This is a genomic window from Neobacillus drentensis (assembly GCF_021560175.1).
Lineage (GTDB): Bacteria > Bacillota > Bacilli > Bacillales > Cytobacillaceae > Neobacillus > Neobacillus drentensis_A.
In genome coordinates this window covers 3,460,227-3,484,597 of record NZ_CP091110.1, presented here as the reverse complement: position 1 = coordinate 3,484,597, position 24,371 = coordinate 3,460,227, and the positions used below count along the sequence as shown (strand labels likewise).

The 24,371-nt window shown below is 40.1% G+C and carries 25 protein-coding genes; 21 read left to right on the top strand and 4 right to left on the bottom strand.

The features are described 5' to 3' along the window. The first annotated feature begins 217 nt into the window (after nt 1-217). The 13 genes from L1999_RS16385 (at nt 218) to L1999_RS16325 (ending at nt 16,437) form a co-directional block, all read left to right on the top strand. Entirely contained in the window at nt 218-1,318 is a 1,101-nt protein-coding gene (locus L1999_RS16385) for a GerAB/ArcD/ProY family transporter (protein ID WP_235739524.1), read from the top strand. Between the two features lie 108 nt (nt 1,319-1,426). Then, on the top strand, nt 1,427-2,242 hold the full coding sequence (locus tag L1999_RS16380) for a uroporphyrinogen-III synthase (protein WP_235739523.1): 816 nt from the start codon (nt 1,427-1,429) through the stop codon (nt 2,240-2,242). Nucleotides 2,243-2,346: 104 nt separating this feature from the next. Continuing rightward, the gene (locus tag L1999_RS16375) at nt 2,347-4,593 is read left to right on the top strand and encodes a DEAD/DEAH box helicase (protein ID WP_235739522.1); all 2,247 of its coding nucleotides are present in this window, start codon (nt 2,347-2,349) and stop codon (nt 4,591-4,593) included. Nucleotides 4,594-4,690: 97 nt separating this feature from the next. Continuing rightward, nucleotides 4,691-6,007, top strand: coding sequence for an FAD-dependent oxidoreductase (locus L1999_RS16370; RefSeq protein WP_235739521.1), 1,317 nt, complete (start codon nt 4,691-4,693; stop codon nt 6,005-6,007). A gap of 556 nt (nt 6,008-6,563) precedes the next feature. Beyond that, nucleotides 6,564-7,676, top strand: a complete 1,113-nt coding sequence (gene proB / locus L1999_RS16365) for a glutamate 5-kinase (RefSeq protein WP_235739520.1) — start codon at nt 6,564-6,566, stop codon at nt 7,674-7,676. Between the two features lie 7 nt (nt 7,677-7,683). Next, a complete protein-coding gene (locus L1999_RS16360) occupies nt 7,684-8,925 on the top strand; it encodes a glutamate-5-semialdehyde dehydrogenase (protein WP_235739519.1) in 1,242 nt (413 codons plus the stop codon). 94 nt (nt 8,926-9,019) lie between these two features. Further along, entirely contained in the window at nt 9,020-11,296 is a 2,277-nt protein-coding gene (locus tag L1999_RS16355; protein WP_235739518.1) for an ATP-dependent DNA helicase, read from the top strand. 132 nt (nt 11,297-11,428) lie between these two features. After that, the gene (locus tag L1999_RS16350; RefSeq protein WP_215042208.1) at nt 11,429-11,683 is read left to right on the top strand and encodes a FeoA family protein; all 255 of its coding nucleotides are present in this window, start codon (nt 11,429-11,431) and stop codon (nt 11,681-11,683) included. Beyond that, complete coding sequence (locus L1999_RS16345; RefSeq protein ID WP_235739517.1) at nt 11,673-12,362, top strand: FeoB small GTPase domain-containing protein; 690 nt, start codon at nt 11,673-11,675, stop codon at nt 12,360-12,362. The genes L1999_RS16350 and L1999_RS16345 overlap by 11 nt, the downstream gene beginning before the upstream one ends. Nucleotides 12,363-12,364: 2 nt before the next feature. Next, nucleotides 12,365-13,738 carry a nucleoside recognition domain-containing protein gene (locus L1999_RS16340; RefSeq protein WP_235739516.1) on the top strand — a complete coding sequence of 458 codons (1,374 nt, stop codon included), beginning with the start codon at nt 12,365-12,367 and terminating at the stop codon, nt 13,736-13,738. 387 nt (nt 13,739-14,125) lie between these two features. Further along, a complete protein-coding gene (locus L1999_RS16335; RefSeq protein ID WP_235739515.1) occupies nt 14,126-14,851 on the top strand; it encodes an amino acid ABC transporter ATP-binding protein in 726 nt (241 codons plus the stop codon). A gap of 32 nt (nt 14,852-14,883) precedes the next feature. Continuing rightward, a complete protein-coding gene (locus L1999_RS16330) occupies nt 14,884-15,675 on the top strand; it encodes a transporter substrate-binding domain-containing protein (RefSeq protein WP_430539970.1) in 792 nt (263 codons plus the stop codon). A 48-nt stretch (nt 15,676-15,723) separates the two neighbouring features. Next, on the top strand, nt 15,724-16,437 hold the full coding sequence (locus L1999_RS16325) for an amino acid ABC transporter permease (protein ID WP_235739514.1): 714 nt from the start codon (nt 15,724-15,726) through the stop codon (nt 16,435-16,437). Between the two features lie 48 nt (nt 16,438-16,485). Here the strand turns inward: L1999_RS16325 and L1999_RS16320 are convergent, their stop codons facing one another. Then, a complete protein-coding gene (locus L1999_RS16320) occupies nt 16,486-16,782 on the bottom strand; it encodes a hypothetical protein (RefSeq protein WP_235739513.1) in 297 nt (98 codons plus the stop codon). A gap of 149 nt (nt 16,783-16,931) precedes the next feature. Between L1999_RS16320 and L1999_RS16315 the strand changes: the two genes are divergently transcribed. The 3 genes from L1999_RS16315 to L1999_RS16305 all read left to right on the top strand — a co-directional run bounded on the left by L1999_RS16315 (nt 16,932) and on the right by L1999_RS16305 (nt 18,452). Continuing rightward, nucleotides 16,932-17,213 (top strand): DUF1292 domain-containing protein, encoded by a 282-nt coding sequence (locus L1999_RS16315; RefSeq protein WP_235739512.1) that lies wholly within the window; start codon nt 16,932-16,934, stop codon nt 17,211-17,213. Between the two features lie 108 nt (nt 17,214-17,321). Further along, nucleotides 17,322-17,570: a hypothetical protein gene (locus L1999_RS16310; RefSeq protein ID WP_235739511.1), complete on the top strand. Its 249-nt coding sequence runs from the start codon at nt 17,322-17,324 to the stop codon at nt 17,568-17,570. A gap of 66 nt (nt 17,571-17,636) precedes the next feature. Next, nucleotides 17,637-18,452, top strand: a complete 816-nt coding sequence (locus L1999_RS16305; RefSeq protein WP_430539969.1) for an alpha/beta fold hydrolase — start codon at nt 17,637-17,639, stop codon at nt 18,450-18,452. Nucleotides 18,453-18,492: 40 nt separating this feature from the next. Here L1999_RS16305 and L1999_RS16300 read toward each other — a convergent pair whose 3' ends face one another. Next, nucleotides 18,493-19,032 (bottom strand): helix-turn-helix domain-containing protein, encoded by a 540-nt coding sequence (locus tag L1999_RS16300; protein ID WP_235744369.1) that lies wholly within the window; start codon nt 19,030-19,032, stop codon nt 18,493-18,495. Nucleotides 19,033-19,279: 247 nt separating this feature from the next. Here L1999_RS16300 and L1999_RS16295 point away from each other — a divergent pair, with 247 nt between their 5' ends. The 3 genes from L1999_RS16295 to L1999_RS16285 are packed head-to-tail and all read left to right on the top strand — an operon-like array spanning nt 19,280 to nt 21,178. Further along, nucleotides 19,280-19,924: an alpha/beta hydrolase gene (locus L1999_RS16295; protein WP_235739510.1), complete on the top strand. Its 645-nt coding sequence runs from the start codon at nt 19,280-19,282 to the stop codon at nt 19,922-19,924. A gap of 25 nt (nt 19,925-19,949) precedes the next feature. Continuing rightward, entirely contained in the window at nt 19,950-20,372 is a 423-nt protein-coding gene (locus tag L1999_RS16290; protein ID WP_235739509.1) for a DoxX family protein, read from the top strand. A 29-nt stretch (nt 20,373-20,401) separates the two neighbouring features. Beyond that, the gene (locus L1999_RS16285) at nt 20,402-21,178 is read left to right on the top strand and encodes a DODA-type extradiol aromatic ring-opening family dioxygenase (RefSeq protein ID WP_235739508.1); all 777 of its coding nucleotides are present in this window, start codon (nt 20,402-20,404) and stop codon (nt 21,176-21,178) included. Between the two features lie 41 nt (nt 21,179-21,219). On the opposite strand, the gene L1999_RS16280 is transcribed toward L1999_RS16285, so the two are convergent. Next, nucleotides 21,220-21,582, bottom strand: a complete 363-nt coding sequence (locus L1999_RS16280; protein WP_235739507.1) for a hypothetical protein — start codon at nt 21,580-21,582, stop codon at nt 21,220-21,222. Between the two features lie 230 nt (nt 21,583-21,812). Here L1999_RS16280 and L1999_RS16275 point away from each other — a divergent pair, with 230 nt between their 5' ends. Then, a complete protein-coding gene (locus L1999_RS16275; protein ID WP_235739506.1) occupies nt 21,813-22,097 on the top strand; it encodes a DUF3219 family protein in 285 nt (94 codons plus the stop codon). A gap of 16 nt (nt 22,098-22,113) precedes the next feature. Further along, entirely contained in the window at nt 22,114-23,112 is a 999-nt protein-coding gene (locus L1999_RS16270) for an LLM class flavin-dependent oxidoreductase (protein WP_235739505.1), read from the top strand. Between the two features lie 39 nt (nt 23,113-23,151). Here the strand turns inward: L1999_RS16270 and L1999_RS16265 are convergent, their stop codons facing one another. Further along, nucleotides 23,152-24,318, bottom strand: a complete 1,167-nt coding sequence (locus L1999_RS16265; RefSeq protein WP_235739504.1) for a glycosyl hydrolase family 18 protein — start codon at nt 24,316-24,318, stop codon at nt 23,152-23,154. Nucleotides 24,319-24,371: the final 53 nt, after the last annotated feature.

Sequence of the window (24,371 nt, the reverse complement as noted above, 5' to 3'; positions counted from 1 at the left end):
AAATAGGGATGATTGTTATATGGTTATGTCTCATGATCTATGTTTTATTTGTCTTTAAAAAACAAATTATCAGTAAAAAAGAACGAAAATGGGTTTTCTTATGGGTGGGGATAGCTTTTGCTATGTCCATCTTGGATTTATTTCACTTATCACTCAGCACTGTCACTACATTTTTAAATGTGACTTTTGAAGGCATTTCGAGAATGGTTGTGAAATTATGAAACAAAAGATATCTGATGTCCAATTGGCCCTCTTGGTTGCCAATTTAATCTTTGCCGGGCCTGTCATCAGCCTGCCGCAAATTATTTTACAACAAGGCGATCAGAATGCTTGGATTGTGCCGATTATCATGTATCCCATCTTAATATCTTTCGTTTTTATTATTTTTGGGAAAAACAAAAATATAGAATGGTTACAAAACGTTCTTTTAATCGGCAGCAAAAGTAATTGGATTGAAAAGGGCTTTATCATGCTCTTCCTTCTATTTGTTATTTTCACCATCGTCAGGGATTTAAGAGGAATGATCGACTTTGTTGCGACCGTCCTTTTACCAACAACTCCAAATGATATCTTAATGGTTCTGTCCATGTTAGTCATTGTGTATATCGCTATATCTGGGCTTGAGGTGGTAGCTAGAGTCACCGGGATCACTTTTTCAATCTTATTTATCATTGTGGCCATGCTGCCGTTCTTATTATTGAATGAATGGAATTTCGGAAATCTGCAGCCCCTGTTCGGAAGTGAGTCGATCCCGGCGATTTTAAGGGCCTTTTATGTCACCTTTTCTTGGATGGGGGAGATTTTATTTTTTTTAATCATTATTTCCAACATCAATCCAGCCAAAAGAGCAAGAAGAGCTGTCATTATTGGAACAGGGCTTGGATTGTTTCTTTTCTTTGTGGTCCTGTTTTCGGCCTTGGCGGTTTTAGGAACAAGAATCATTCGCGAATCTACCTATCCAAGTCTTATGCTTATTCAGCAAATTAATATTACCGATTTTCTCGATCGGCTCGATTTGGTCATCACTGTCGCGTGGCTCCCAACTATTTTTACAAAGGTTGCTTTTCTTCTCTATGCAATCAATCACTGTTTTAGTTTTCTTTATAAGGGAAATACGAATAAGTTCTTATTTCCGATTGCCTTTATTATTGGGTATTTATCAATCCTCATGTTTAAGAATACCATGGATCTTTTACGTTTTTCTTTCTATACTTGGAATCTTATCGGTCTGATCTTACAGCTGATGTTACTCTTTATCTTCCTGTTTGTTAAAAGAAGTGTAAAAATGAGAGTAGCACATAATGAGGCTAAAACCTAGAAAGTTCAAGTTGTGGAAATCTGATTACTAGTGGAAGAAAAATGAGGGAGAGTCACTTCTCCTTCATTTTTTATGTTACATTATAATAAAAAATGGTGAGGTACAGAAATGGAAAAGGGTCTCTCAGGAAAACGAATTGTGGTTGGCGGTACACGCAAGCTGGAAGAAATCAGTACATTAATTGAAAAACAAGGTGGTATACCGGTGATACGTTCTCTGCAGGGGACTGTATTTTTAGCTGAAAAAGAAGTAGAGCCGAGTGTGCTTGAATTTATCGAAAAAGGTGCTGATTGGGTTATTTTTACAACAGGAATTGGGATAGACACCTTGATTAGTATTGCAGCGAAGCTGGGTTTGGAAGAGGCTTTTATTGATAAAATCCGTCATGCAAAGGTTGCTTCTCGGGGGTATAAAACGCTCGCAGCTCTAAAAAAATTAGCAATCAAACCGATTGCTGCAGCTGACGACGGGACAACAAAAGGTCTAGTTCGTGCCTTTGAAGGATTTGACTTTAGTGGAAAACGAGTCATGGTTCAGCTTCATGGAGAGACAGCACCGGTTTTAACTCAATTCCTTGAAGACCAAGGTGCAGTGGTTCAGAAGATACTGCCTTATCAACATATTGAACCAGAAGAGGAAACAGTTAAGACCTTATGCAAGGAACTGATCGCAGATGAGTGTGATGCCGTTTGTTTTACAACTGCTGTTCAGGTTCGTTCTCTCTTCGATTATGCTAGAAAAACAAATCGTTATCAAGAAATCGTTCAAGCCTTTAAGGAGCAAACACTTGCCGTTGCAGTTGGAAAAGTAACCTTAGAAGCCCTAAAGGAAGAAGGAATTGACCGTGTTCTAGCACCAGAAAATGAACGAATGGGTGCGATGATCATTACTCTTGCGAATTATTATTTGAAGGCAGACAATTAACTTGTAATCTATCAAAGCATTCGTTTTGAATTCGGATGCTTTTTTCTTTTTCAAACGAACATGCTATAGTAACTATAGGAATTGCCCTTAAAGGAAGAGAAATAATGACTACTGTAGTTTCATATTTAAAGGAGTGGCAGCAAGCCCTCCAGAATGAAATCAATTATTTAAAAAAATTCGGCAGCAACAAATACTTGGTTAGCAATGGCCGGCTGTTATCCTCGGATGGATCTTTTTCTTATTACTTTGAATCTACAACATCCTTACGGATACCAGTCGGTTCTACCATTAGACTCGAGTGGGGTGGGATGTCCCAAAGTGGACGGATTCTGTCTTCAGAAGGAATCGGGGTCATCATCGCGCTGGAACAATCGTTTGGCGACTTAATTTCTGAAGCCACTTTGTACCATGATCCGTGGGAATTGCTGGAGCAGTTAATAGAACGACTTGATGAAATCAAGAAAGATAAACAAAAGCGGCTGAGGGTCAAGAAATTAATGGATCCGTCAATGCCAGCCACCCATCCTGTTGAAAAAATAAAGAGCACTGTCCATGAGCTAGTGCTGCGTTCCAAATATAATCCGGTCACCTTTGTATGGGGGCCGCCTGGAACAGGTAAAACATATACACTCGCGAGAACGGCAGCCAATAAATACTTTCATGAAAAGCGTGTTCTAATTCTTTCACACAGCAATCAGGCAGTGGATGTTCTGATTGGTGAACTATCCGGTTTTATTAAAAAGAAAAATCGCTTCCGGGAAGGTGATGTCCTTCGCTATGGATTTGGTTCACGTGAACAGCTTGCCAATCGGGAAGCTGTTACAACAGGCGAATTACTCGAAAAGCAGGACCCTGGCCTTGCCGAAGAAAAGGAGATTTTACTAGAAGAACGAAAGCATTTAAAGCAAGACATTGCCCGTTCATTCAGTCAAAGGGATACCAATCACCTATTAGAGCTTGAAACGAAGATTGCCAGAGTATTGGATAAGATTCGTCAAAAGGAGATTCAATTTGTTAAGGATGCTTTTGTAGTCGGGACAACGCTCGCCAAAGCAGCCAGTGACCCGGCGATTTATGAAAAAAACTTTGATCTCGTGATTGTCGATGAAGCGAGTATGGCTTATGTGCCGCAAGCGGCATTTGCTGCGGCACTTGGCAAACGGGTGATTATCTGCGGAGATTTCAAGCAGCTGCCGCCAATCGCAGCCTCAAGAGACCCATTAGTGACGAAGTGGTTGAAAGAGGATATTTTTCACCGCGCTGGCGTGGTGGACCTGATAAATGACGGCAAACTGCATCCCCATCTATTTTTATTAAAAGAACAACGGCGGATGCATCCGGATATCTCGGCCTTCACCAATCATTATATCTATCATTCACTCGTGGGCGACCATGAGAGTGTTTGGAAAAGCAGGAATCTAATTGTTGAAAGTTCTCCATTTCCCGGCCGTTCCTCCATCCTTGTCGATACCAGTTTTACAGGAGCTCACTGTATAACGGAACGGACCTCGCAATCGAGGATCAATATCTGGCAGGCGTTATTATCGTTTCAGCTTATCCATGAATCCTACTTGAGTGGGCTGAGGTCGATTGGCTATGTGACTCCTTACCGGGCCCAAGCTCAGTTAATGGATTTGATCCTGGATGATTTATATGAAAAAGAACGTCTCACCGCTGATATTATTGCTGCCACGGTCCATCGTTTTCAGGGCAGCGAGCGGGATGTAATGGTCTTTGATACAGTCGAGGGCGGACCGCAAACTCGGGCTGGTATGCTAGTCACTGGCAAGGATAGTGAACGGTTAATTAATGTGGCAATTACAAGAACAAAGGGGAAGTTTATCCATGTTAGTAATCAAGTCTATATCAGGCGGCACGTTTTTCAAGGGAAGACCTTGAGACAGCTTGTGGACCATCAGGTAAAGACACAGCAAATGGTGGAGACAAAGGATATTGGAACGTGGATTAGACATCATCATTCTAAATTGCAATGGATGCATGCCAGAAAACTAGAAAAGGTATTTCAGGATCTTGATTCTGCTCGAAAGTCGATTGTCCTATCGTTACCTGCCCAGACAAGATTGGGCAAAGAATGGATCGAGAAGATAAAGAGTCGAAACAAATCTTTAAAACTAATCGTGGTTTCAGACGATGACTGGCTCGAGCTGCGGCCTGATCAACGGGTTGCTGAATGTTTGCCGTTTCCATTTATCATGGTAGACCAGCAAGTTTTATGGCTGGGAATTCCTGTAGAAGGAGCGAAAGAAATCCAGCCGCCGTTCGTGGCTGCAAGACTGGATTCGGAAAAGGTTTCTGAATATCTTTTAAGTCAATTCATAACGAAACAGTAAAGCTAGCAGGATGTCTTCCTGCTATTTTCTGTTTTACAAAGGTTTTAACTTTGATAAACTTAGGGAGCAAAACAGTCAGACAAAAAGGAGGAGCAAGTTGAAGCGTGAACAAGCAATCATAATCGGCGGAGGAATGGCAGGAAAGTTAATTGCCGCGGCAATATCCCCCTATTTTTATAGTGTTCTAATTTTGGAGAAAGACGTACGGCCTGAAAATAAGAACACTATTAGGAAAGGAATTCCGCAAGCCCACCACATTCATGCCCTCCTTCATGCGGGAGATCAGGCATTAGAAAGACTATTTCCCGGGTTTCAAAATGATATGATAAACCGAGGATCGATTAAAATAGACTCACTAAAGGATCTGGCGTGGTTCCATCATGGGGCTTGGAAAGCCCGGTTTCCAAGCGAGGACTCAACTCTATTACAGACAAGACCTTTGCTTGAATCGTATGTGGAGGAAAGGGTAAGTAATATTGAAAATGTCACGTATATATACGGAATAAAGGTGGTATCATTTATTTTAACGGATGATCACAGCGGGGTGCGTGGTGTAGAAGTTCTTCAGGAGAACAAAACGAAAACGATTTTCGGAGATTTAGTGATCGATACAAGTGGTACCGCTTCGTTTACGAAAGAATGGCTCGAGAAGCAAGGACGTACGGTCTTTGAAGAAAAGGTTAACATAGGACTTTGTTATGCCACTCGAAAATTCACATTACCAGAGGCTCCAAAGGATTTTAAAATTAAGATTATATACCCTGACCCAGCCGCTAAGGAAACCATCGGCGGAACCTTGTCATTGGTCGAAAACAATCAATGTTTCGTAACGCTGAATGGCTATTTACATACATTAAAACCTGCTGACGTAAAAGATGCTGAAGGCTTTATTCAAAAAACGTCTAGTTTACCCCTTCCTGATATTTTTGAAGAGATAAAAACAGGAATCTCTGAAACGGAAACGGCGATTTATCAAGTTCCACAAATTAGTTGGCGCCACTTTGAACGAGTGAGTTTGCCCGATGGATTACTAGTGGCGGGTGATTCGCTGTGCCGCATCGATCCCGTGTTTGGACAAGGAATGAGTATGGCAGCATTAGAAGCCCTGGCAATTGGAGATTACTTCGCCTCCATATCCCCAAAGGACCATTTGAAAAAATTACAGAAAAAATTAGCAAAAATGATTGCACCTGTTTGGTTAATGGTCATTTGTGAGGATTTTCGATATGAGGAGGTTAATGGGAAAAAACCATTTGGTTTAAAGGTGCTGCAATGGTATGTTAAACAGATATTCTTATTATCAGCAAAAAATAATGCCATCTATAAAGATTTAGTAAAAGTAACAAATCTAGTAAGTCCACCAACCATTCTATTTAAACCATCGACGATTAAAGAAGTTTTAAGATTTAAATAAATCATGATTGGATAGGTAGATTCATAATAATTAGAAAAATCCTGTTTTTTCTGTTTTTCCATCTTGACAATTTTCCCATTTCTATAGATAATCAAATAAATAAAAATAGTAAATGGTATGGGACTAGTAAACGATTGGAATGTGTTAGAGAGTGAAACCCAAAGGCTGAAAGGTTTCTCACGGAAAGATGGTTGAACCTGCCCTTTTAACAGCTGCTTATGCAAACATGAGCCGTTTCCCTCGTTACGGGTTGAAGAGGATGCATTGCATCAATAAAGGTGGTACCGCGGAAACGATTTTTCCGTCCTTTTTTAAGGACAGAAGAATCGTTTTTTTATTTTTTGGCTGTGTTAATCTTGAATGTTGATTTCCGCTCCAGGCGGCTTCGCTTTCCGCGGGCGTGCCGGGGAGCCTCCTCGGCGCTAAGCGCCTGTGGGGTCTCCCCTGCCCCGTACTCCCGCAGGAGTCTTCGCCGCCTTCCGCTCCAATCAACGTGCTAAAAATCAACAACACCTTTAACAAGCCTATTTTTTAACATGAAAGGTCGTACGAAAAAATGAAAAAACAGCTGGTGGTCGTAAAAATTGGAAGCAGTTCATTAACCAATGCGACAGGAACTATTTCCGAAGAAAAAATGCGTGATCATGTGGAGGCACTTGCCTGCTTAAAAGCACAAGGACATGAAGTGATCCTGATTTCATCCGGTGCTGTTGCAGCAGGATTTGGCTCACTCGGCTATCCGACACGACCCAAAACGACAGCTGGGAAACAGGCTGCCGCGGCAGTCGGGCAAGGGCTATTAATGCAGCATTATATTGATCTTTTTAATGAGTTTGATATGGTGCCAGCCCAAATGTTATTAACGAGAGAAGATTTTTACAGCCAGACACGCTTTCAAAATCTTTTTTCTACGATCCATGAGCTGCTCGGGCGGGGTGTCATCCCTATCATAAATGAAAATGATTCGGTTTCGATTGAGGAATTAACTTTTGGTGACAACGATTTACTATCGGCTCTCGTGAGCGGTTTCTTACATGCCAATGCCTTGATTATTTTAACAGACATTAATGGGCTTTATGATGGCAATCCCAACGTATCAAAGGATGCGAAAAAGTTTAATTTTATCCCAGAGGTCTCAGACGAGCTGCTTAGTTTTGCTGGGGAAAGTGGTTCATCTGTCGGAACTGGCGGAATGAAATCGAAATTGCAGGCAGCAAAAAAGGCTCTATCTCTTGGTGTCAGCGTTTTTGTTGGTACTGGGAAAGGGAAGGAAAAGCTAGCCGATATTCTAGCGGGGAAAGGCGATGGAACCTATATTGGAGGTCCCTTTCATACACAAATGCAAATGAGAAAACAATGGATTGCGTATCATTCCCAAGTCGGCGGTGTCATTGAAATCGATGATGGGGCAGAAAATGCCATTATGTTTCATGGAAAAAGTTTATTGCCCGTAGGAGTCACAAAAGTAGATGGGGACTTTAATGCCTTGGATGTCGTGGAAGTGCGAAATCAAAAGGGGAAATTAGTCGGAAAAGGACAGGTTTTTTATTCTTCAAAGGATTTAGTAAGTGTTAAGGGCTTGCCCAGTGAACAAGCGAAAAGCTTTTCGATAAATAAAAAAGCTGAAGTGATTCATCGTGATAATTGGGTCAAATTACCAAAGGAGTGATTGGAGAATGGGCGAACTGTTAGAGAAAGCAAAGAAATTAAAAAAGGCGTCAAAGCAATTGGGGATTATTTCGACGGGTGAAAAAAATGCGGCATTGTTGAAAGCAGCGGACCATCTTTTAACGAAAAAAGAATTCATCCTCGAGGAGAACGCCAAGGATTTACAAGCAGGGAAAGAACGAGGACTTTCTGAATCCCTTCTTGACCGCTTGCTTTTAACAGAGGAAAGAATAGAACAGATTGTGGATGGTGTGAGGCAATTAGTTCAGTTAGATGATCCAATTGGCGAAACAATTGAAGCCTGGGAGAGACCGAACGGTTTACAAATTGAAACGATTCGAGTCCCGCTTGGAGTGGTCGGTATGGTATACGAAGCCCGTCCAAACGTAACGGTCGATGCCGGAAGTCTTTGTTTAAAAGCGGGGAATGCTGTGCTATTGCGCGGTAGTTCTTCTGCTATTCATTCCAATAAAGCTCTTGTTCAGGTCATGCGTGAGGCCTTAGAAGGAACGGCAATCCCTATGGATGCTGTACAATTGCTGGAGGATACCAGCCGCGAAACCGCCTCTGAAATGTTCAAATTAAATGATTATCTCGATGTCCTGATCCCACGCGGCGGGGCGGGATTGATTCAAACCGTTATTCAGAATGCGACGGTGCCTGTATTGGAGACAGGTGTTGGAAACTGCCATATCTTTATTGACGAAACCGCCGAAAAGGAAATGGCGATTGAAATTGCCATCAATGCAAAGTTACATCGTCCATCCGTTTGTAATGCCGCTGAAACGGTTTTAATTCATGAAGACTGGCCGTATACTTCAGAATTATTAAGTCGTTTGCAAGACAAACAGGTTGAACTGCGCGGTGATGATTCGTTAGTTTCAGCTTATCCGTTTGTGAAACCAGCAACCGAGGAAGATTGGGCCAGTGAATTTTTAGCCCCTATTTTATCCGTGAAACAAGTGAGCGATGTGAGTGAAGCGATTAACCATATTGACCAATATGGAACGAAGCATTCAGAAGCCATCATCGGTGAAAATGAGGAAAATGTTCGTTTATTTTTCCGAGCTATCGATGCTGCCGTCCTCTACCATAATGCGTCCACTCGTTTTACCGATGGAGAACAGTTTGGCTATGGCGCTGAAATAGGGATTAGCACACAAAAACTTCATGCCCGGGGTCCTATGGGTCTAAAAGCGTTAACCACGACGAAAGCGATTGTCCGCGGAACAGGACAAATTCGTTCGTGATTTTTGGGAAATAGTGCAGAAATGCGCTATTTTTTTTATGTTTTGATATAATGGGATACAAACATATATTCTCATGAGGTTAGTTGGTGAGCTTGTGGCAAGTGACATTCATATATCAGTAAGAACACTTGTAGAGCATGTTTTTAAGAGCGGCAGTATTGACGCACGGTTCCGTTCGCAAACAGCTCTGTTGGATGGAACACGGATCCATCAAAAAATTCAAAAGAACTATCAAGATGGTGATCTGAAGGAAGTATTGGTAAGTACCGAGATTGAGTATGATGGTCTCACATTCACGATTGATGGGAGATGCGACGGTCTTTTATTCCACGATGACAAGATCATCATTGACGAAATTAAATCCTTTTCCCAGCCACTTGATCAACTGGAAGCAGAAGGCTATCCTGTTCATTGGGCTCAAGCTAAAATGTATGCCTATATAGTGGCATTGGACAAGGAACTGGAAGAAATTGATGTCCAGTTAACCTATGTTCACGTTGAAACAGAAGAGAAAAAATCACTTAGACAGACGTATACATTTTTAGAGCTTACGAGATTTGTCATGGAGGTCATTGCAAGCTATGCGCCCTATGCCAAATTGCTGAATGACCATCGTTTGAAACGAAATGAAAGCTGTAGAGAACTAGCATTTCCGTTTAAAACGTACCGCAATGGACAGAGAAAATTAGCAGGAGCTGTTTATAAGACGATCGTCGACAAAAAGAATTTATTTGCAAAAGCCCCAACGGGAATTGGAAAAACCATCTCTACCCTCTTTCCGGCCATGAAGGCAATCGGTGAAGGAGAGCTAAACCGAATTTTCTATCTTACTGCCAAAACGATTACCCGAACGTCGGCGGAAGAAGCGTTTGCGAGGATGGAGTCCTGCGGGCTTTGTTCCAAGACCGTTACCATTACGGCAAAAGACAAGGTTTGTTTCCAAGAGGAAACCAATTGTCAAAAGGATATTTGTGAGTTTGCAAATGGTTATTATGATCGGATTAATGATGCGATATTAGATATTCTCTCAAACGAAAACCACCTTACACGTAAAGTGATTGAAAGCTATGCCCGGAAGCATACAGTCTGCCCGTTTGAATATTCCCTTGATCTCGCCTATTCGGTTGATGCCATTATTTGTGATTATAATTATATCTTTGACCCGCGTGTCTCATTAAAACGATTGTTAGAAGAGCAAAAGAAATCAACCGCTCTATTGGTGGATGAAGCGCATAATCTTGTCGACCGCGGCCGGGAGATGTTTTCTGCCTCTTTAAGCAAGGAGCCTTTTCTCCAATTGAAAAAGGAATATAAAGGATTAAATCAGTCTATATACGAAGCTGCCAGCAAAATGAATGCCTGGTTCATTCAATTAAAAAAGAGCCATGAGAGTCAAAAGGAATTTGTTTTAGAACAGTTAGAGGAAGACTTTTTAGAAGAAATCCGCCAATTTGCGATGATCTCAGAACAAGTTCTGCAACTCGATACTTCACCATCGTTACTGGAAACTTATTTTAAGGTCAACCAATTTATCAAAATTGCTGAATTACTCAATGACCATTTCATCATTTATGCAGAAAAAGAACGGAATGATCTAAAAATTAAACTGTTTTGTTTGGATCCATCCAAGCTGCTTCAGCAAATGGGAAAGGGATTCCGCGCAAAGATATTTTTCTCCGCAACACTTTCGCCGCTGCGCTATTATCAGGATATTTTGGGCGGCACTGAAGAGGATTACACCTTAAACATCCCCTCACCGTTTAGTGAAGAGCAGGTAGAAGTTTTTATTAAACCATTGTCGACCCGATACCGGGATCGCGAACAAACGAAGAATGCGATCGTTACCGTCATTCAATCGATGCTAACAAGACGACCGGGAAATTACCTGATTTTCTTTCCATCCTATCAATATTTACTGGACGTTTACGAACAGTTTAAACAGGCCGATGATACCACCCAAACACTCATCCAAGAAGCAGGGATGACGGAGAGTAAAAGAGAAGACTTTTTAGCTGCATTTAAACCGGACCAAACCGAGACATTGGTTGGATTTGCCGTTCTTGGAGGGATTTTTTCAGAGGGTGTTGATTTAATTGGCGATCGTTTAAATGGTGTAGTCATCATCGGAGTAGGCTTACCGCAGCTTTGTTTCGAAAGAAATCTGATCAAAGACCATTTTGCTTCCCTTGGGAAGAATGGCTATGATTATGCCTATGTGTATCCGGGGATTAACAAAGTGTTACAGGCGGGCGGAAGATTGATTCGCTCTGAACAGGATCATGGGACGATTGTTTTAATCGACGATCGCTTCTTACAAAGGCAGTATCAACAGTTATTGCCGATTGAATGGAGACAATTTACTCTCATTTAAATTATATTTTTAAAAGCCGCCAAAAAATGGGCGGCTTATTTATTTTCTATTTTCGTGTCAAGTTTGGAACTTGCTTCATATAATTAAAGAAAAGTTGCGCACGGTAAAAACTTTAGAAAAGGGGAAAGAGAAATGGCTAATACTAAAAAAATCAAATTGGTGAATGGAGAAAAAGGAAATGTAATCAAAATTACGTCGTTAAATTTAGAGGGTGTGATGAGAAGAAGATTATTAGATTTAGGATTTGTTGCCGGGGCGTTAGTGGAAGTGGTCCGTAAAAGTCCATTAGGAGATCCGATTGCCTTCCGAGTCAGTCAAACCACGATTGCCCTCCGTAAAGAGGAAAGCTCACAAATTGAAGGGGAGCTGTTGTTAAATGGGGAATGAATACCGAATCGCACTAGCGGGTAACCCGAACACAGGGAAGAGCACCTTGTTCAATGCTTTAACAGGCTTAAGACAGCATACTGGAAACTGGGCAGGGAAGACAGTTACCCTTGCAGAAGGCAGCGTTCCGTTCAAAGAAAAGACTTTCCATCTAATCGATTTGCCCGGAACCTATTCCCTTTTTTCAAATTCAACAGATGAAGAGGTTGCCAGAAATTATATTGTTTTCGAAAAGCCGGATGTAACCCTTGTTGTCTTGGATGCGACCTCATTGGAACGTAATTTCAATCTCGCCTTGCAGGTATTAGAAATGACAAAAAATGTGGTGATTTGTATCAATCTCATTGATATAGCAGAGCAGCAAGGCATCCATATCAATGAACGGCTGTTAACAAATCGGTTAGGTGTACCGGTGATAAAAATCTCCGCTCGGAATAAAAAAGGCTTTCCTATGCTGCTTGATACGATTGATCGAATTGTAACGGGAAAAATAGAATGCCATCCCGTCCAAATGAAATATCCTCAAGAAATTGAAGAAAAGATCAACATCATTGAACCAAAGGTTCGTGAATTGGTCGGTAATCATCTCTCTTCTCGCTGGGTTTCTCTCAGATTACTAGACGGAGATGAGACGCTTCTTAACGAGATTACTAAACGAATGGTGCCGGAGGTGGTCTAGAAATGAGCATTCAGGAGCTATTTACCGAGGCCCAGTCTTTGTCGACATCGAAACTGCGGGATGACATTGTCCAGCAGCTTTATGATCAAAGCCGCCAATTATGCAATCAAGGAATCTCCTATACGAAATCGAAACAGGATACTCGGACAGAAAAACTTGATAGCATCTTTACCTCCCCTATCTTTGGATTCCCAATTATGATTACGATGTTAGGTGTGCTGTTTTATTTAACCATCGCTGGTGCAAATATACCTTCTTCACTGCTCGCCGAATTATTTGGCTTCATAGAAGGGAAAATAACCTTCCTCTTTCATGCCATTCATGCACCAGATTGGCTCCATGGAGTGTTAGTATTGGGTCTATATAGGGGGACAACGTGGGTCATTAGTGTCATGCTGCCACCGATGGCGATCTTTTTTCCAGCCTTTTCACTCCTAGAGAATTATGGGTACCTTCCGAGGGTTGCTTTTAATATGGACCGTTTATTTAAACGGGTCGGGGCTCATGGGAAACAATCGTTAACAATGGCAATGGGATTTGGCTGTAACGCTGCCGCCGTCATTTCGACTAGAATAATTGAATCACCAAGAGAGAGAATGCTGGCCATTTTAACGAATAATTTTGTCCCATGTAATGGCCGGTGGGGGACCTTAATCTTGTTAGCTTCCTTATTTATGGCCGCTAATTTTACCGGAGGCTTAAAATCACTCATTACCACAGGGGTAATTGTAGGAATTGTCTTATTTGGAATCATTGTGACCTTCTTTGTCTCTTGGATGCTATCGAAAACGGCGCTTAAAGGGATTCCTACCCATTATACGTTAGAGCTGCCTCCCTACCGAAAACCGAAAATTCTTGATACTGTGATACGTTCTTCCTTAACGAAATCATGGTCGGTATTAGTCCGTGCTGTTAAAGTGGCTGCCCCGGCAGCGATTCTTACGTGGGTGTTTGCTAATCTTTATATTGGCGACACCAGTATCCTCATGTATGCGGTAAACTTCTTAGATCCGTTTGGAAAAATGCTCGGTCTAGATGGCTATATCATGATGGCGTTTATTCTTGGTCTGCCTGCGAATGAAATTGTCCTGCCCATTCTTTTAATGGGCTATCTATCAACAGGATCGTTAACGGAAGTGGATAATTTAGTTGATTTAAAACAAATTTTTCTAGACCATGGCTGGACATGGCTTACCGCACTTAACATGATGTTATTCTCGCTTCTCCATTATCCGTGCGGAACCACATTATTAAATATCTATAAAGAAACGAAGAGTAAAAAATGGACGTTCTTAGCCTTTTTGATACCAACTGTTATTGCTATCTTCATCCCATTTATGATTACTCAGATAGTAAGAATGATTGGATTAGTATAAAAAAGATGGTAGAAATACTAAATTAATTGTCCTTCCCAATAAATTAACTTGATTTTAAAAAGGTTAGAGATTTTATCTCTAGCCTTTTTACATTTAAAGTAAAAAGATTTTAACAAAATTGTAAAATTATTTTTACATGTTTCCATAGGATTTACATGTGTCCTGGTCAAAATTTAAAAGATTCTTAATTAATAAGACTATTTTACTAGTTGGCACAATAATTGCATTTAATAGAATAGAGAAGTTGGAATTTTCAAAAGAGTACAACTTCATAGTTGAGAAATTGGAGTAACAATGGAAGTTAGTGATGTGAAAATTTTTTGAATTGGAGGAGATAGGGTCACAATAAAAAACTAGTTTTTCCGATGCTTGTAAGGGGGGATAGGAATGATCGAAGTAAAGAATCTAGTAAAGTCTTTTGATTACTTAACTGTCTTAAAAGGGGTAGACCTAACCGTAAATGAAAAGGAAGTCGTCGTATTAATTGGCGCAAGTGGATCGGGGAAAAGTACGCTGCTCCGTTGTTTAAATTTTTTAGAAATGTATAACGAGGGCGAGATTCGAATTCAAGGGGAACAAATTATTCCAGCAAAAACCAATTTAAATAAAATTCGCGAAGAAGTTGGAATGGTTTTTCAACATTTTAATCTATTCCCCCATAAAACCGTTCTAGAAAATATTATTGAAGCACCTGTTTATGTGAAAAAAATGAAGGTAGAAGAGGCAAAGGCACAAGCTTATGAATTGCTTGAAAAAGTCGGTTTGAGAGATAAAGCGGATGTTTATCCTGACAACCTTTCCGGCGGACAAAAGCAAAGGGTTGCCATCGCCAGGGCGCTGGCAATGAAACCCAAAATTATGTTATTCGATGAACCTACTTCCGCTCTTGATCCGGAATTAGTTGGAGAAGTGTTGCAGGTGATGAAGCAATTAGCCAATGATGGGATGACGATGGTGGTGGTTACCCATGAGATGGGATTTGCGCGTGAAGTAGCTGATCGGGTTGCCTTTATGGATGGAGGACAAATAGTAGAAGAAGGGCTTCCGCATACCATTTTTGAAAATCCACAACACGAGCGCACCAAGCAATTTTTAAAAAGCATTCTACATTGATTAAATAAAAATATAGTTCAGGGGGCAAAAAGATGAAAAAGAAAACTTTATTCACTTTCTTGACAGCGATTTTGATGATATCGGTGGTACTGGCCGGATGTGGTTCCACAAAGGAAGCAAGCAATCCTAAGAAACAAGAAGAGTTTGTTTATGCGATGAGCGGCCTGTTTAAACCGTTCAATTATAAGGAAGATGGGAAACTGTCGGGATTCGATGTAGAAATTGGCGAGGCTTTAGCCGAAAAAATGGGCATGAAACCGAAATCGATTACATTTCCGTTTGAAACCATTATTCAAGGTCTGCGAGATAAAAAATTCGATGCGATTCTTGGCAGTATGACGGTAACTGACGAACGATTAAAGGCAGTAGATTTTACCAATCCGTATTACAAATCAGGTTCTCGCATCTTTGTAAGTGAAGATAATAATTCCATCAAGTCAAAGGAAGATTTAAAAGGAAAGAAGATTGGCGTAACACCTGCAACTGTTTATGAAAAAATGGCTAAGACTTTAACGGATCAGGATAAAGTAATGGCTTATTCACAAGGGGATATGACGGCTCTGATGGATTTAGGGACTGGCCGTGTTGATGCTGTAATCGTTGATGATATCTTTGGAAAAGTTGCCCTAACTCAAGGCGGTTTAAAAATTAAAGCCGTTGATAAGCTGCTTCAAGTTGATAATCAAGCAATCGCTGTAAACAAAGAAAATAAAGAATTAACGGAAAAAATCAATAAGACGTTAGAAGAAATTATCGCCGATGGTACTTATGAAAAAATCAGTAAAAAGTGGTTTGGTTATAACTTAATGGATACAAAAGAATAAGAAGGCTTATATAGATACCTAATTTATTTTTGACTGGATGGGATTGCGATGCTGGAAATCTTTCAATCAAACTATCACTCATTATTCAATGCACTCCTTATAACTATGAAGGTAACGGTTAGTTCGCTTATTTTAGGGAGTATCATCGGCCTTGTATTTGCCTTTTTCCGACTTTCTAGGATTAAACTATTAAACCTTATATCGCAAGGTTATTTAATTCTTGTTCGAGGAACGCCAATGATTGTTCAAATCTGTATTCTCTATTTTGGAATCTCATCGATTTTAACGCTGCCGCAATTTTGGGCTGGGGTTATCGCTTTATCGGTTCATAATGGGGCCTATATTTCTGAGATTTTCCGGGGAGCGATTCAATCAATTGATAAGGGACAAATGGAGGCAGCACAATCTTTAGGGATGACCAATAAATTGGCCATGCGAAGAATCATTTTACCGCAGGCATTCAAACGGGCCATCCCGTCATTAGGGAATCAATTCATCCTGCTGCTAAAAGAGTCGGCGTTAGTTGCCTACATCGGGATGACCGATCTCTGGGGAGCAACCATGGCCATCGCCGGGGAAAATTATCGCCCGTTAGAGACTTACATGGTGACAGGATTGTTTTACCTTGTCCTGGTTTGGGTGTTCACCTTTATCTTTGGCAAACTTGAAAAAAGATATGACCCAAACAGAAAAACTAAGCTGAAGGAAAATGGGATGATTCAATCTGTCACAACGCGGGCTATAGACAAAGTTGATTATTAATTGCTCAAAAAATGCCCTCATATGGAAATTTGAGGGCATTCTTGTGTTTTATTTTCTCCTTTGTATTTCCTCTGTGACCACAAAGGCAAGGTCATCATTGCCAAATAAGGAGAGGACGCCGAGTAATGTTTCATCAGCAATTTCTCCAGCTTCTTCTTTTGGTACGGTTAACTCAATGGCTTCTTTTAGTGCCGGATTGGAAGCTTGGTTTGGATAGGCATGCAAGTATACTTCTTCGGGATCGAGGTCATGATTGATGCACCACTGGGCAAAGACGAGGATCATCATTTTTTCTTCACCTTGGTAGTGTTGAATAATTTTTTCTTCTAATTCTTTTGAATTCATCTGAATGTCTCCTTTTTAGCTCTCAAAAAATTTTAGGAATCATTGATTATATCTCTAATACTACCATAAAAACATGGGTAAAATTTGGTATGGACATGCTTTTATGAGATACTGTCTATAATCTTATTTATTGTAAAGGGGAGTTTAAGGTGAGCAAAATTGAAGTAGGCGAAATTTTTACTATTAGTGATGAAAGTAATGAGGAGCAGGAAGTAGAAGTACTAGGAGTCATGACGATTGAGGGAAATGATTACGTTGCAGTTGCCTTTGCTGATGACGTTAGTCAGGAAGAAACGGAGGAAGAAATCGATATCTTCTTTTTAAAGGTAGATGAAGAAGGCGATTTTACCGCAATTGAAAGTGATGAGGAATTTGATAAAGTTTCCGCAGCATTCGATGAAATGATGGACGAAGAAGAAGAAGAAGAATGATTAGGTCAAGAGAGGGATTAGCCCTCTCTTTTTTTTTGAGGAAATCAGGTATGTAAAATTTTCCATTAGGTATACTAACATGGAGAATATTATTAAAGGAGATATTTCATGTTAATTGAAGAAGGAAATAAGTATCAAATTTCACAAAATGCAAAAGGGTTTTTCAACTCTGCTGAAACAATGACAGTGAAAAGCAATAATGGCGTAACAATCCAATTTATCCTTGGCGACAGTAAAGGTCATGGTTCAATGCCAGTGGAGCATATGCAGTACCTATTAAAGAAATCCAACTTGACGGTGATTCCTCATAAAAGATCTTTATTGAATCATGAGTTAAATGAAGAGCAAATAGGGTAAACATAAGGCATTGCTTCCTTTATAGAAGTAGTGCTTTTTATTTTTGATTTTAGGTTGGCCTATTATATGATTGATAAAAAGGAGTGGATTTGCGAAATGGAAATGAAAAACATAGCAGTAAACAATTCGACAATTTCCTACATAAATCAAGGGAAAGGGCAACCGATTATTCTACTGCATGGATTTTGTGGGAGTTCTGCGTATTGGTCAGAAGTCGTTCCAGTTTTATCGGAAAATTATCGGGTGATTGCCCCCGATTTGCCTGGGCATGGAGATTCCAAAACCCATTTAGAGAACTATTCGATTGAAGATATTGCGGATATTCTCAAAGAATTTTTAGATAAATTGAATATAGGCCAGGTGGCGATGTTTGGTCACTCTTTAGGCGGTTATATTACGCTTGCCTTTGCCGAGAAGTACAGCCATTCATTAAGCGGCTTCTCGCTCGTTCATTCGACCGCCTATCCTGATAGTGAAGAATCCAAGAAGGGAAGAACAGCTAATATAGAAAAAGTGAACCATGAGGGCATTAAGACGCTTATTGATGGTCTCGTTCCAAAACTTTTCTCGCCTGAACACCTTAATGAAGAGTATATAGAAACTGCAAAACAGATTGGCTATCGTACACCTACTGAAGGAGCTATCCATGCATTAAGTGCCATGAGGAACAGACCGGATCGTAACAGCGTGCTCGAGTCAACATCTTTACCTGTGCTGTTAATTGCCGGGGAACAAGATCAAATAATCCCGCCTGAAAAAACCTTTTCGGTAAGTAAAGCGAACATTAAACAAACCATCATGAAAAATTCTGGTCATATGAGTATGTATGAACAGCCAAGCGATCTTATTGCCGCTATTAATGGCTTTATGGGAACTATTTAGTAGGCAAAAGGAGGAACTCTAGTGGGTTCCTCCTTTTCCTTTAGAAAAAGTCACTCATTTCGGTATCGGAATAAACGGCAATCAGAACGACGGCTTTTTCGGTACCGATATTTTTAACGGTATGAGGGACACACGCATTCCAGCTAAACGAATCACCTTTTTCCAAAACAAACGAATCTTCACCTTGTTCTGCAAGTACTTTTCCTTCTAATACTAGGTGACATTCTACACCTTCATGGGCATGGGCATCACCAATCGATGCTCCGGGTGGAAATTCGACACTTCTAAGCCATAAGCCTCCCTTTGAAGAGATATGTTCGATTTTCAGCGTATTCATAGTTGAATATGTTCTTTCATCTTTTTTGACCACCTGCATATGTTCCTTTTTTTCTAACAGAAGGTATGGAAGAGGAACATCTAGATAGGATGCAATGGTTTGCAGGGTGCTAATGGATGGAGAAGTATTATTATTTTCAACATTACTGATAAACCCTTTGGAAAGTCCTGTTCCTTCACACATCTGGGCGATCGTGATTTTCTTTCTATTACGTATTGTTCGGATTTTTGCGCCAATATCCAAATCATCCACCTCGGTAGTTTCCTAATATAGAATATATTTATATATTAGCAAAAAAGTAATTGACAATCTAGTTTGTTAGTTGTTATCCTATAGAAAACAAAGGTTCATATTTAAAAACTAATTAACATATATTTTTTGCGTCTAAGTTTTCTTATATGAATCTTTTTTACCTATATGAATATTGTCTGATTCCTTTTATTAAGGAAAGACTAAAAATAATCAAATACTTAAGAAAGGGATGTTGTCTATGACGGCACCAATGATTTATGAGCTTCGCCGGCCTGCACAAATGGAGTCCGGAAAAACCTATCCAGCCTTATTTCTTCTGCATGGTATTGGCAGCAATGAACAAAATATGCTGCCATTAGTGGATGAATTAGAAAACCAATTTTTCATTTTCAGCATTCGCGGTCATTTACCCCAGCCTCCTGGCTATGCCTTTTTTACGATCGAAGGCTATGGGAAACCACATCGGACAGTCTTCGATGAGGGAGTGAACAAGCTTATTAGCTTTCTTGATTATGCTTGCTCGAAGTATCCAATAGACGAGAAACAAATATTTTTACTCGGCTTCAGCCAAGGTGCGATTCTGTCGATGACTTTAGGATTAACATTAGGTCAGCGAATAAAAGGGATTGTGGCATTAAGCGGGTATATCCCTGCTTTTGTAGAAGAAGAATACATCATTAAATCAGTCGAAAATTTATCCATCTTTATTTCACATGGTGAAATGGACCAAGTGCTTCCTTTCGAATGGGGAGTAGCCAATGATGAGTATTTCCGCAAATTAGGGGCAGCTGTTACTTTTCGGACTTATCCAGTAGGACATACCGTATCAGCAGAGAATCATCAGGACTTTATCAAATGGATTTCAGAACAACTAGAAAAATAATAGTTTTAAGGAGAGGGCTAGAAAAATGTTAAAAAGAATTGAAGCTAGTACATTAATTTTACGTGTTATTTTAGGAATTACGTTTTTTGTTCATGGAGTTGTTAAATTCCAAGGGGGAATTGAAAATATTGTTGGCTGGTTTGACGCAATAGGCTTACCGGGATTTTTAGCTTATGTAGTCGCATCCATCGAGGTTGTTGGCGGAATTGCCTTAATCCTTGGATTAGGCAGCAGAGTGGTTTCAGCCTTGCTTGCCTTATTAATGATCGGTGCAACCTTAAAGGTAAAACTTGCTGTTGGCTTCTTAGGTAATGGTGAAATGGCCGGTTATGAATTGGATTTAGCGTTACTAGCGATGGCTGTGTTTATTGCCATTAACGGCAGTAAGATGTTTGCTCTTGATAAAGTTATTTTTAAGGAACAAAAGTCGGATACCACATCCTTTTAAACTACAATAGAAATAGGGGGTCTATAAAAATGATGCCAACTTTATTTATTGCGCACGGTGCACCATTGTTAGCGATTGAAAATAATGAGTACACACAATTTTTAAATGAGTTAGGTAAAAATATGCCGCGTCCAAAGGCAATTGTGTTATTTTCTGCTCATTGGGAGTCACGGACCCAAAAAGTAAGCAAGGTTGAAACGTATGATACAATCTATGATTTTGGCGGATTTTCTCCTGAACTTTATCAGATTAAGTATCCTGCTCAAGGGGATCAACAGATTTCGAATGAGATTCAAAATTTGTTTAAGGAAAATGGGATATCATTTGAGGTTGAAACTGAACGCGGGTTGGACCATGGGGCATGGGTGGTGCTTCGTTTACTTTATCCGAATGCCGATATTCCTGTGATTGCGATGTCAGTAAATCCTAACCTTTCACCTGAAGAGCAATATAAGATTGGCAAGTCTTTAGCTGCTTTAAGGGAAAAAGATGTGTTAGTGATTGGAAGCGGGGGAACGGTTCATAACTTGAGAGCGGTAAAATGGGCCGATAATGAAATTGATCAGTGGGCACAGGAATTTGATGATTGGCTGGCTGTTCATTTAGCCAATTGGGATTTAGAGTCATTGTTTAAGTATGAGTCAGCGGCTCCAAATGCACAATATGCGGTTCCTCCTTATGGAAAGGAACACTTTATCCCGCTTTTCTATGCGATGGGTGCGGCAGATAATGCGAAAAAGGCAAGCTTGCTGCATCGGAGTTATCGATATGGTAATTTAAGTCATAGTGTTTGGCAGTTTGGATAATGAATAAAGATCCCCAACTTCCTTTGTTGGGGATCTTTAATTTACTCCTCTTCCATTGGGTTATGTCCCATAAAATGTCCATTAATAAAAACGGCCATTTCGATGGTTCCATCTTGATTATAAAAAGGTACACCAACCATAATCGCATCATTGTATGTATGATTAACAATTACTTCGATGTTATTAACACCTTTCCAGCTGAATCCTTCATTTTGAATTGAGAGTTTGGCAACTTTGAATTCTTGGCTGCTAATTAAATTAGCTATAATTTTATTCTTCTCTGCTCCTAATACTGGTGAAGTATCACATCCACAGTCTGTTGCGGCTTTAGCCGTATGCCCAAATCCCGCAAACAATGATACTGCTACTACCAATCCACCAATTACAGTTAGTAACTTTTTCATATTCTTCCTCCTTTATTTAATGTCTTATAATTCTTTCGCTCTCTTTCGACAATCTCCTTCAAAATTCTTGGAAAATTATTCGACAAATGGCAGATTTTGTGACAAAAACATGTCATTACTAATAGTAGTTGACATATTTCTTTTTACCCGAAGAATGAGGTACTATATTTGATTGGAATTTTTACGAGTGCTATGCTTTTAGTAACAATGAGATGAGGGGACGATAATTTTTGGTAAATGAACTAATTCTAAATGACACAGTTATTAAACTTGACCACTACCAAGAAGAGCAGATCAACCATTTATATAGAGTAACAATTACCTTTAAAGTAACCAGTGCGGATTATCATGATATCACTACCTTGCTTTATAAAGGGATATTTGATGTGAAAATACCGGAGAGGCAGTTATCGTTTAGGGGAGCCATTCAACAATATTCCACATCAGTGACAAATCTATATGAAAAAGACCAAGTTGGGGAATTTAAGCTTAGTTTAATGGAAACAAGCGATTAAGAGAGGAGCAGTTGTTGTGAGACTTAGCATTTTAGACCAAGCTCCAATTTCAGATAATCAAACAGCTCATGACGCACTAAACGAATCGATGAAATTAGCCCAAATGGGTGAGAAATTTGGGTACAGCCGCTATTGGATTGCGGAACATCATGATTTGCCAGGGCTTGCGTGTTCTGCACCTGAAGTAATGTTAAGTTTTATTGGCGCCAACACCTCTACGATTCGGATTGGTTCAGGTGCGGTTTTACTGCCGCATTATAAGCCATACAAAGTTGCTGAGGTATACAACATGCTCGCTACCTTATTTCCTGGCCGGGTTGATATCGGGATTGGCCGGGCGCCTGGCGGGTCTGCGGAGGCTTCTAATGCTTTATCCGATAACTTTTTACAACAGATTTGGAACATGCCGAAGTCAGTCGAGGAGCTGCTCCACTTTTTAGAAAATGACTTTCCTTCCGATCATGAATTTAAAAATCTGTCGGCATCCCCTGTACCGTCAGTTCGGCCTGTACCATGGCTGCTTGGCACAAGTAAGAAAAGCGCCTTACTTGCAGCTGAAAATGGCATGAACTATGCCTTTGGACAGTTTATGAGTGAGAATAATGGACCAGAGATTGTTCGACAATATATCGATACTTTTCAACCAAGGAAACAGGGCCAGAGGCCTAAAGTGATTGTAACCGTGAATGCGGTATGTGCGGAAACAGATGAAAAGGCAGAAGAAATTGCCCTAAGTGCTATAGTATGGTCCTTACAAAAAGGCAGCGGAAAGGGGAATGAGGTTCCTTCAATAGCAAAAGCAAAGCAATATCCTTTAGATGAAAAAGACAAACAAACTATAGAAAAAATCAAGCAAAATCTAATTATCGGCAACCCCAAAAAGGTAATAAAAAAGCTTAATGAGAAAGCCGCATTATTTCATGCAGATGAAATCATGCTGGTAACGATTACCCATTCACCAGAAGATCGAGTGAAGTCTTATCAATTAATTGCCGAAGAAGTTTTTCAAGACTAAAAAAGGCTGTACCCTCATATCGAGTGTACAGCCTTCATTTTATTGAGCATTAACAACTGTATAGTATTTAACCGGAGAATTGCTCGATTTGTCGATCGTGTCAGAAATCGAGCTAGTTAAACTATTAGAGCCCTTTGCATCAAGACCAAGCTCCCAAATCATCATTCCACCGAACCCATGATCTAGTGCTAGTTTGGTTTTCTTTTTCATGGTTGAAGCACCATTATAATAGTAAGTAGTACCATTCATATTAACGGTGTCACTATTGGCATTAGCAGGGTTTTGATTAATGATGGCTCCATAGGAAACCTGTTTGATTTTAGGGTCCTTAGGCTGAGCATAAAAGGGAACGCCAAGCACTAATTTTTCTTTTGAAATATTTTGACCTTCAAACAATTGGCTCCAATAGTTGACGATTTTCTCTGTAAATGGATAGGGTGACAAATTAGCGGCATGATAACCGTCGTCCCATTGTCCGTCATAGGCCATGATATTCACATGGTCAACATCCTTAAACATGGACGGTTCATATTGAACATATCCGCTTTCAGTTAAGGTAGCGGCATTTATTTTTGCATTTACAGCAACAGACAGCTCTTTCTTTTTGGAGTGAAGTTGTACGCTTAATTGCTTCGCAAAAGCGGCAAGATTTACGGCATCCTCTTTTGAATGGGGATGTTCAAAGTCAATATCAATCCCATCGAGATTCTCTCGGTCTGCTAAACTAGTAAGTTCGTTTACTAGCTTTGTCCGGGATGCGGGATTCGAAATAGCCGCTTTAAAGTATGGATAAGATTCCCCGCCGTTTATATGAAACCAGCCGCCAACAGCTAAGATCACTTTCGTATGTGATTTTTTGGCTTTTTCAACAGTAGTACGCAGGTTTTTTAAAGCAGAATCGCCGTTTAGTAATATTCCACCATCTTTGGTCGGATGAGCAAAAGAGAAAATGACATGTGTTAATTGACTGTAGTCCACTTGGTTTGGATCACGATAATCCTGTATATAACCGATTACTACTTTTGAATGTACTTTTTCAACTATAGGTAATTCCTTGGTCTGCGGCTTAATTACCGACTGTGGTGCTTTGCCATTTTTAATCGTTATTTTCTGTGGCTCGTTCGAAGAGAATTGTATTCCTGTATAGATTCCTCCAAGGAAGGTAAGGACAATTACCAATGCTAGGAGGAGTTTACCTTTTCTCATTAGAATTCTTCCTCCTTCGTTTTACTATAAAATTGTAACAGAATATAGGGGCA

Bases quoted from the DNA above. Each gene is read 5' to 3' on its own strand.
- L1999_RS16360 (WP_235739519.1), top strand. From the start codon at position 7,684: ATGGGCGAACTGTTAGAGAAAGCAAAGAAATTAAAAAAGGCGTCAAAG.
- L1999_RS16290 (WP_235739509.1), top strand. From the start codon at position 19,950: ATGTTAAAAAGAATTGAAGCTAGTACATTAATTTTACGTGTTATTTTA.
- L1999_RS16325 (WP_235739514.1), top strand. From the start codon at position 15,724: ATGCTGGAAATCTTTCAATCAAACTATCACTCATTATTCAATGCACTC.
- L1999_RS16380 (WP_235739523.1), top strand. From the start codon at position 1,427: ATGGAAAAGGGTCTCTCAGGAAAACGAATTGTGGTTGGCGGTACACGC.
- L1999_RS16285 (WP_235739508.1), top strand. From the start codon at position 20,402: ATGATGCCAACTTTATTTATTGCGCACGGTGCACCATTGTTAGCGATT.
- L1999_RS16345 (WP_235739517.1), top strand. From the start codon at position 11,673: ATGGGGAATGAATACCGAATCGCACTAGCGGGTAACCCGAACACAGGG.
- L1999_RS16375 (WP_235739522.1), top strand. From the start codon at position 2,347: ATGACTACTGTAGTTTCATATTTAAAGGAGTGGCAGCAAGCCCTCCAG.
- L1999_RS16310 (WP_235739511.1), top strand. From the start codon at position 17,322: ATGTTAATTGAAGAAGGAAATAAGTATCAAATTTCACAAAATGCAAAA.
- L1999_RS16350 (WP_215042208.1), top strand. From the start codon at position 11,429: ATGGCTAATACTAAAAAAATCAAATTGGTGAATGGAGAAAAAGGAAAT.
- L1999_RS16295 (WP_235739510.1), top strand. From the start codon at position 19,280: ATGACGGCACCAATGATTTATGAGCTTCGCCGGCCTGCACAAATGGAG.
- L1999_RS16340 (WP_235739516.1), top strand. From the start codon at position 12,365: ATGAGCATTCAGGAGCTATTTACCGAGGCCCAGTCTTTGTCGACATCG.
- L1999_RS16305 (WP_430539969.1), top strand. From the start codon at position 17,637: ATGATTGATAAAAAGGAGTGGATTTGCGAAATGGAAATGAAAAACATA.
- L1999_RS16330 (WP_430539970.1), top strand. From the start codon at position 14,884: ATGAAAAAGAAAACTTTATTCACTTTCTTGACAGCGATTTTGATGATA.
- L1999_RS16335 (WP_235739515.1), top strand. From the start codon at position 14,126: ATGATCGAAGTAAAGAATCTAGTAAAGTCTTTTGATTACTTAACTGTC.
- L1999_RS16280 (WP_235739507.1), bottom strand. From the start codon at position 21,582: ATGAAAAAGTTACTAACTGTAATTGGTGGATTGGTAGTAGCAGTATCA.
- L1999_RS16385 (WP_235739524.1), top strand. From the start codon at position 218: ATGAAACAAAAGATATCTGATGTCCAATTGGCCCTCTTGGTTGCCAAT.
- L1999_RS16265 (WP_235739504.1), bottom strand. From the start codon at position 24,318: ATGAGAAAAGGTAAACTCCTCCTAGCATTGGTAATTGTCCTTACCTTC.
- proB (WP_235739520.1), top strand. From the start codon at position 6,564: ATGAAAAAACAGCTGGTGGTCGTAAAAATTGGAAGCAGTTCATTAACC.
- L1999_RS16320 (WP_235739513.1), bottom strand. From the start codon at position 16,782: ATGAATTCAAAAGAATTAGAAGAAAAAATTATTCAACACTACCAAGGT.